Annotated in this window: 6 protein-coding genes and 1 pseudogene; 3 read left to right on the top strand and 4 right to left on the bottom strand. The window is 64.9% G+C overall.

The window, feature by feature from the left end:
• Positions 1–206: pseudogene (locus AC1D1G_RS38965) on the top strand (CoA transferase); the annotation flags it as partial.
• Between the two features lie 175 nt (positions 207–381).
• Here AC1D1G_RS38965 and AC1D1G_RS38960 read toward each other — a convergent pair.
• The 3 genes from AC1D1G_RS38960 to AC1D1G_RS38950 form a co-directional block, all read right to left on the bottom strand.
• The gene (locus AC1D1G_RS38960; protein ID WP_477956264.1) at positions 382–2,298 is read right to left on the bottom strand and encodes an alkyl/aryl-sulfatase; all 1,917 of its coding nucleotides are present in this window, start codon (positions 2,296–2,298) and stop codon (positions 382–384) included.
• Positions 2,299–2,747: 449 nt separating this feature from the next.
• Positions 2,748–3,389 (bottom strand): cysteine hydrolase family protein, encoded by a 642-nt coding sequence (locus tag AC1D1G_RS38955; protein ID WP_477956263.1) that lies wholly within the window; start codon positions 3,387–3,389, stop codon positions 2,748–2,750.
• Between the two features lie 10 nt (positions 3,390–3,399).
• Positions 3,400–4,515 carry an alcohol dehydrogenase catalytic domain-containing protein gene (locus tag AC1D1G_RS38950; protein WP_317567763.1) on the bottom strand — a complete coding sequence of 372 codons (1,116 nt, stop codon included), beginning with the start codon at positions 4,513–4,515 and terminating at the stop codon, positions 3,400–3,402.
• 165 nt (positions 4,516–4,680) lie between these two features.
• On the opposite strand from AC1D1G_RS38950, the gene AC1D1G_RS38945 reads away from it, so the two are divergent.
• Positions 4,681–5,493, top strand: a complete 813-nt coding sequence (locus AC1D1G_RS38945) for an IclR family transcriptional regulator (RefSeq protein WP_317567762.1) — start codon at positions 4,681–4,683, stop codon at positions 5,491–5,493.
• Positions 5,494–5,517: 24 nt separating this feature from the next.
• Here AC1D1G_RS38945 and AC1D1G_RS38940 read toward each other — a convergent pair whose 3' ends face one another.
• The gene (locus AC1D1G_RS38940; protein WP_025433823.1) at positions 5,518–6,000 is read right to left on the bottom strand and encodes a MarR family winged helix-turn-helix transcriptional regulator; all 483 of its coding nucleotides are present in this window, start codon (positions 5,998–6,000) and stop codon (positions 5,518–5,520) included.
• A 126-nt stretch (positions 6,001–6,126) separates the two neighbouring features.
• Here AC1D1G_RS38940 and AC1D1G_RS38935 point away from each other — a divergent pair, with 126 nt between their 5' ends.
• Complete coding sequence (locus tag AC1D1G_RS38935) at positions 6,127–6,972, top strand: p-hydroxycinnamoyl CoA hydratase/lyase (protein WP_005245231.1); 846 nt, start codon at positions 6,127–6,129, stop codon at positions 6,970–6,972.
• The last annotated feature ends 144 nt before the right edge of the window (positions 6,973–7,116 follow it).

Here is a 7,116-nt window from a genome sequence, read left to right as displayed (position 1 = left end):
TCTTCGACGGCACCGACGCCTGCACCACCCCGGTGCTGACCTTCGCCGAGGCACCCCAGAACCCGCACATCGCCGCCCGCGGATCCCTCGTCGAACTGGACCGGGTCACCCAGCACCGGCCCGCGCCGCGATTCTCCCGCAGCGAACCCGGGCTACCCGGCCCCCCGGCCACCGAAGCGGTCGACGCCGCCACGCTGTGGAACTGAAGTGACGACCCGATAAATCGACAAGGCGTCGACGGCAAATCGGCCTTGCTTACCGCGAAGCCGTCAGTCGGGTCCTGCGCCACCATCTAGCGCGACAACCTATTGACGGGTAGTCCGACATGCCGGAATACCCCACCTGCAACGAGAGTGCGATCTAGGGTCAGCCGGGTAGAGATCATGGAGTGACGATGTTGAACCAGAACGGGAAGGGCTCGACAAGGTTGAACACCGACGCGAGTGCACCCAGATCCTCCCGATTGGTGGTGATCTCACCGGCCCCGACGAGGTCGTCAACGGTCGATGCACCGAGCACGAGTTGAGCGAGCGCATCTTTTGTGGTGGTGATCACCAGATCAGGCTCTGGCAGTTCGAGTTCGGGCGTGTAGATGAATACTCCGTTGCGGATCTGGACCGCAAAAGGTTTGGAGCTGTCGCCATCGCTGATGGTCCAATTGACACGGAGGCGTAGATCCCAGGCTTTGGGACCGTTGAGTTTGATGCCTGCGAGGTCGAACAGCATGTCTGGGGCCATCGCTGCCAGCACATCGGCCCCGGCAAGGTTCACGGTGCCGAGATCACGGACTCCGTGACGCAATTCCAGAGCAGCCGTCAGATACTCATTGCGCCACAGACCATTCTCGGACTGGTATCCGAGCTGCTCGAACGTATCTGCTTGCAGCAGTGTCGCTTCACGGTCTCCGGGGTCGGCGAAGACCAGATGGGTCAGCAGCTCCGCGGCCCAACGATAGTCACCCTCATCGAACGCATCCTGAGCGGTTGCGAGGGCGGTGTCGCGGCCGCCCATCGCCTTCACATAACGCGGAGCCACATCCGCCGGAGGAAGCCTGTGCAGGTGCGCCGGGTGCGAGTCATACCAGCCGAGGTACCGTTGATAGACGGCTTTGGCGTTGTGGCTGAGCGAGCCGTAGTAGCCGTGGGTGTACCACTGCGCCTGCAGAGCAGGCGGAAGCTCGATCTCTTCCGCGATCTCGTCTGCGGTCATGCCGCAGTTCGCCATCCGCAGTACTTCGTCATGGATGTACTTGTAGACGTCACGCTGGTCGGCGAGGAGTTGGGTGACCTCGTCGGTGCCCCATGTGGGCCAGGTGTGCTGGGCGAACAGGAGGTCGGTGCGATCGCCGTAGAGCGCGATGGCCTCGTCGAGCGCTTTCCACCAGGCGACGGCGTCCCGAATCTGAGCGCCCCGCAACGTGTAGAGCTGATGCATTGTGTGGGTGGCATCTTCAGCCGTGCATAGAGCCCGGAACTGCGGGAAATAGATCAGGAACTCGGAGGGTGCTTCCGTACCCAAGGCGAGTTGGAACTCCATGTCCACGCCGTCGACAGTGCGTTTCTGCCCTGTGGCAGTGATGATGTCGGTCGGAGCGATTAAGGTGTTCAGACCCGCGTGGCCTGCGACGTTACCGAGCCCAGAGTTCACCTGGCCCCGTGCACCCGGCGCCACGATGTTCGCGGTTTGGTAGAGCGCCCGTCGGCTCATTGCGTTGCCGGCGTACACGTTCTCCGACGCCGCCTCCTCGAGGAACCCGGTCGGGGCGATGACCGTCACGGTGCCTGCATCGACGTGTGCCTGCGTCGTGACAGCCCGCGAGCCGCCGTAGTGGTCGAGGTGGCTATGCGTATAGATCACGGCTTTGACCTCACGGTCGCCGCGGTGCTTGCGGTACAACGCGAGGGCCGCGGCCGCGGTTTCGTTGTAGACGAGGGGGTCGATGATGAGGATGCCGGTGTCACCCTCGATGATCGTCATGTTCGACAGATCCAGGCCCCGCACCTGGTAGACGCGGTCGACGACCTCGAACAGCCCGTGTGGGCGACTGACCTGCGCATGCCGCCATAGGCTCGGATGCACCGTCTCTGGTGCATCGGCCTTCAACATCTCGTCGTGCGAATCCACCGCCAGCACGATCGCCCCGTCAGACCGCGTGATCGGCTCAGATACCGTTCCGATGAACCCTCGCACCGAATCCTCATAGTCACGTCGATTTGATAGCGGCAACGACTCTGCGGCAGCGGCATTCGCCGCGATGGTCTTCGCCGTAGCGGCTTTCGGTGCAAGATCCTGATCCACGATGAACTCCCAGATAGTGCCGCCAGTAACCGTTCATTTTGGGTCCGTCCGATCGGGCACCCGTGACCCCACCCTCGGGTGGGTCTGCGACATCGTCAGGCACCCTCCTCCMGGTAGGTCGACCACCGAGGGCCGAGCCATGTGTCAACACTAGAAGAGGATGACGTTCGACGTGAGGCAAAGCTGTGGTTCCGGTGCATCGCAAAAGTCAACATGTGCGCCCGCGATCGTTGATGGCCGGGTGCGCATCTGGGATGTCACTTGAATATGAACCGAACAAAACACCACACATAATCTCAGCGTGGCGACGTCGAGATCTACATCCGGTGCGGAGATCGTGGCCCGCACGACCGCCTGCTATGCAGCCCCACCGTAGCGACACACTCGCTGGCGCTGATTTGAGCGATTCTGCCAAAGCTGCATAGACGCCCGCATCCCCGTGCGGGTGGCTACACGTGAGCGAGGCCGTCCGTGTGTCGTTGCAGCGCCCGTTGGATGTCGGCGGCGGAGGCGATGTTTCCGAGTAGTGAGAAGGTGGCGAGCGTCGCTTCATGCGCTTCGTCGGTTGCTGCCGCGCAGGCATCCGATACCAGGATGACGTTGTAGCCCAAGTTCACTGCGTCTCGTGCGGTGCCCTCGACGGTCACATTGGTCGCGACGCCGGTGAAGAGAACGGTGTCGATCTGGCGGCGGCGCAGGATGGCGTCGAGTGCCGTGTTCGGGAACGCCGAGGTACCCGGGTGGCTGACCACCGGTTCATCGTCTCCGGGGGTAAGTTCGGGGATGATCTGCGCTCCGGGGCTGCCGTCGATGAGGGCACCGAGATCCTTGATGGCGTGGTTGAGTCCGGTGTTGAGGATCAGTTCGGGGTAACCGGGTTGGAAGGCGGCGCGGGCCCAGGCCACGAGCGCCCCGGCCGTGCGGAAGGTTTCGACCAGTCCGCGTGTGGTGTCGATGACGCCGTGGCGTCGAACGGATTCGGCGAAGAACGGGGCGAACGCACCGTGTGCGGTGACGATGTCGTGTTGCCAGTGCACGTTGGCCACGGCGGTGCGGGTGGGATCGAGTGAGATCGGTTCGGTGGTCGTCATGGGAGGTGTCCTACTTCTCGCTGGGCGTGATGACGAAATTGCTGAAGCCGCCGTGGCGGTTCTCGATGCCGCTGATGGCGTCGTTGACCTTGGCCAGGGGGAAGGTGACGTTCTCGAAGATGGACAGATCGACCATGCCGTTGGCCGCCATGGCCGCCATGTCCTGCCCTTCGCCGGCGGTGAACCAGCACGAACCCATCAGTTGGAGTTGCTGGTCCATCAGGTGGTGAACGTCGATGGGTACTTCGCCTGCGGTGGCGCCGATGTTCACGGCTCGTCCGCCGCGTCGCAGGGATTTGACGCCCTGTTGGAACGGCTCGTGGGGGGCACCGGGGCCGAGGGCGTCGATGTAGACGTCGACACCGCCGTCGATGGTGCGCCGCACCCAGTTGTCGATGGCGCCGTCCCGGGTGGAGAACGTTCGAATGCGGTTGGGGGCCAATGCTTCGACACGGCCGAGGAGGTCGCGGTCCCGGCCGGTGCCGAGGATGGTGGTGGCGCCCATGGCGAGGGCGTAGAGGGCGACGCCGAGTCCGAGTGTGCCGCTGATGCCGTTGATCAGCACGGTGGTGTCGGTGCCGACCTTCGCCTTGCGGAGGGCGGAGTACGCGGTCCCCAGGTAGCCGAATCGTGCGGCGGTCTCGAACCCGATGCTGTCGGGGATTGCGACGAGGGAGTACTGCGGGGCGAGGGTGTATTCGGCCAGGCCACCGTAGGGGTACCGGTCGAGCAGTCGGGGTGCGGTGGCGGTGAAGCCGAAGTAGCCGGAGAAGGCGTAGCTGGTGCAGTTGACGTGTTCACCGCGCCGGCAGGCGAGACAGTCGCCGCAGTAGCGGCCGGGGTTGACGTACACGCGGTCGCCCGGCTTGAAGCTGTGGACGTCGGCACCGACGGCGTCGACCACACCGGCCGGGTCGAGCCCGAAGATCGCCGGCAGCGCGGGCAGCGGATTCTGCGGGAACCAGGTGGTCCAGTTGGCGAGAATGTTGGCCAGGTTCGGCACGATGTTGCAGGCCTGCACGGACACTCGCACGTCGGTGGGTCCTGGCTGCGGCAGTGGCACCTGTTCGAGGACCATGGGTTCGCCGACCTGGTGCATGCGGGCAGCCAGCATTGTTTCAGTCATGGGGTTTCTCTCCTGAAGATGATCGGTGCGACGGGTGTGGGCCGGCACCCCTCCATGTAAGACTTTCTGATGTGACTCGGGCCACAAGTTTCCCGTCCAGTGGGCAACATGTCATCGGGTCAGGCCGCTACGCTGCATCAGAGACCCTGATAGGAAGGGGTGGACATGGCGGGCCGGAACACCTCCCCCGGGCGATCGGTGACCAGTAAGGCGCTGACGATCCTCGAGGCATTCACCGGGGAGCGCGTCGAGTTGTCGATGTCGGAGATCGCGCGGGCGACGGGCTTGCCGTCGAGCACGGTGCATCGCTTGATCCAGGACCTGGTGGACTGGGGCGGCCTCGAGCGCACGCCCGAGGGCAAGTACTGCGTGGGAGTTCGGCTGTGGGAGATCGCCGCGCGTTCGACCAGAACCTATGGGCTGCGCGAGGCGGCCATGCCGTTTCTTCAGAGCCTGTGGGAGGTGACCCGGGCACACATCCTCCTCGCCGTGCTCGATGGCGGAGAAGCGTTGCTCGTGGAGAAGATCACGGGCACCACGGACGTACCGCCGGTCGGGCGCGCCGGGGGCCGGTTGCCGCTGCATGCCAGCGCGGTGGGCAAGGTACTGCTGGCCCACTCCTCACCCGACTTTCAAGAGCGGGTGCTCAGCGGCCCGCTGATCGGATACACCCCGGCCACCATCGTGACGGCCGAGACGCTTCGCCTGGAACTGGCGCGCGTGCGGCGGGACGGGGTGGCGACATCGGAGGACGAACTCACGCCCGGGTCCACCTCCTGCGCCGCACTGGCGACCGGACCGGCCGAGATGGGCATGGCCGCGATCTCCATCCTCGGGACGACCGGGGCACGTGATCTGCGGGAGATGAAGATCCTGGTTCAGACGGCTGGCCGCGGGCTGACGCATGCGCTGGCCGGCCCCGGCCCCCGGCAACCGATCAGCCCGCGGCTACCCCGGGCGGTCCCGCGCACGCGGTGACACCCCGCCCGCCACAGTCCGGCGTCAGTCGGCCGGATGGTGTCCGTCGGTCAGGTTCTGCACGCAGGTGGTCATGGTCTCCCGAAGTCGCGAGATCTGAGACCGGCTGAGGCCGGCCAGCATTCGCTCCTCGATGTGATCGGCTGCCTCTTCGCATCGGGCGAGCACGTCGAGCCCGGTCTCGGTCAGGTAGTTGCGCAGCACGCGTTGCTTGTCGGGATCGGGATGGCGCTCCACATAGCCGCTGCGCACGAACGCCGCGACCATGACCTGCATCGATTGCGCGGTGACGAAGGACCGCCGGGCCAGTTGCGCCGAGGACAGTCCGGGATTGCGCTGCAGGATGCTCAGCGCCGCATACTGCGGCGTGGTCAACCCTTGCGCCTGCATGGCGGCGTCGAGGTCTCGGCGGACCGCCGACTCGAGCCGTTTGACCAGATACGTCACCCTGGCCGGCGATCCGCCGACGTCCTGGGTCGTCCCGTCGCCGAGCACCTCGATAGTCATGGTTGACAGGTTATCAGAGTCACTGATAACTTCCATATCAGAACTTCTTATATGCCACGTGGCCCGTTGCCACCGCATTCACCCTGTGTCACGGCCACCGCGCCGGACGATCGAACGGAGACTTCCATGTCCGACAACATCAACGAACCCTGGGGTAACACCGTCCTCGTCGAGTTCGACGAGCACCGCATCGCCTGGGTCCGGTTCAACCGCCCGGACAAGCGCAATGCGATGAACCCGACGCTCAACCGCGAAATGTTCGCCACCCTCGATCATTTGGAGGACGACGACCGCTGCGCCGTGGTGGTGCTGACCGGCTCCGACGACGCCTTCTCGGCCGGCATGGACCTCAAGGAGTACTTCCGGGAAACCGACGGCAAGCCACGCTCGGTGCAGCACCGGGTTCGCGGCGAGGGCACGAACTGGCAGTACCGCAAGCTCCTCAACTACGCCAAGCCCACCATCGCGATGGTCAACGGCTGGTGCTTCGGCGGGGCGTTCGTTCCGCTCGTCTCCTGCGATCTGGCGATCGCGTCCGAGGACGCGACTTTCGGTCTGTCCGAGGTGAACTGGGGTGTCACCCCCGGCAACCTGGTCACTCGTGCGCTGGCGGAGACCATCCCCACCCGCGATGCCATGTTCTACATCATGACCGGGCAGCACTTCGACGGGAAACGCGCGTCGGAAATGCGTTTGGTCAACGAAGCGGTCCCGGCCGATCAGCTCCGCGCCCGCACCATCGAGCTCGCCCTGCAGCTGACCAGCCTGAGCCAGTGGGTGGTCCGCGGGGCGAAGATGGGCTTCCGGCACTCGCGGCTGATGTCGTGGGAGGCCGCCGAGGATTACCTCTACGCCAAGCACGACCAGGCGATCCTGTTCGACACCGATGCTCGTGAGCAGGGCATGACCCAGTTCCTCGACGACAAGACGTACCGCCCGGGCCTGGGAACGTACGCCACCACCGCAGAGTAGGAGAACATCGATGACCTCCACCACCGAATCCGCCGTGGTGACCGTTCCGCTGCGCATCGGCGGAGATTCGGTCGAAGCTGCCGGCGGGCGCTACATCGTCAAAACCCGCCGCCTGACCGGTGAACCGATCGCGCGGGTCGCGGC

This window comes from Rhodococcus sp. P3_B8 (assembly GCF_056402775.1).
The sequence above is the reverse complement of the archived record's forward strand: the minus strand, read 5'-3'. Positions and strand labels throughout refer to the sequence as shown.

Bases quoted from the DNA above. Each gene is read 5' to 3' on its own strand.
- AC1D1G_RS38955 (WP_477956263.1), bottom strand. From the start codon at position 3,389: ATGACGACCACCGAACCGATCTCACTCGATCCCACCCGCACCGCCGTG.
- AC1D1G_RS38950 (WP_317567763.1), bottom strand. From the start codon at position 4,515: ATGACTGAAACAATGCTGGCTGCCCGCATGCACCAGGTCGGCGAACCC.
- AC1D1G_RS38945 (WP_317567762.1), top strand. From the start codon at position 4,681: ATGGCGGGCCGGAACACCTCCCCCGGGCGATCGGTGACCAGTAAGGCG.
- AC1D1G_RS38940 (WP_025433823.1), bottom strand. From the start codon at position 6,000: ATGACTATCGAGGTGCTCGGCGACGGGACGACCCAGGACGTCGGCGGA.
- AC1D1G_RS38935 (WP_005245231.1), top strand. From the start codon at position 6,127: ATGTCCGACAACATCAACGAACCCTGGGGTAACACCGTCCTCGTCGAG.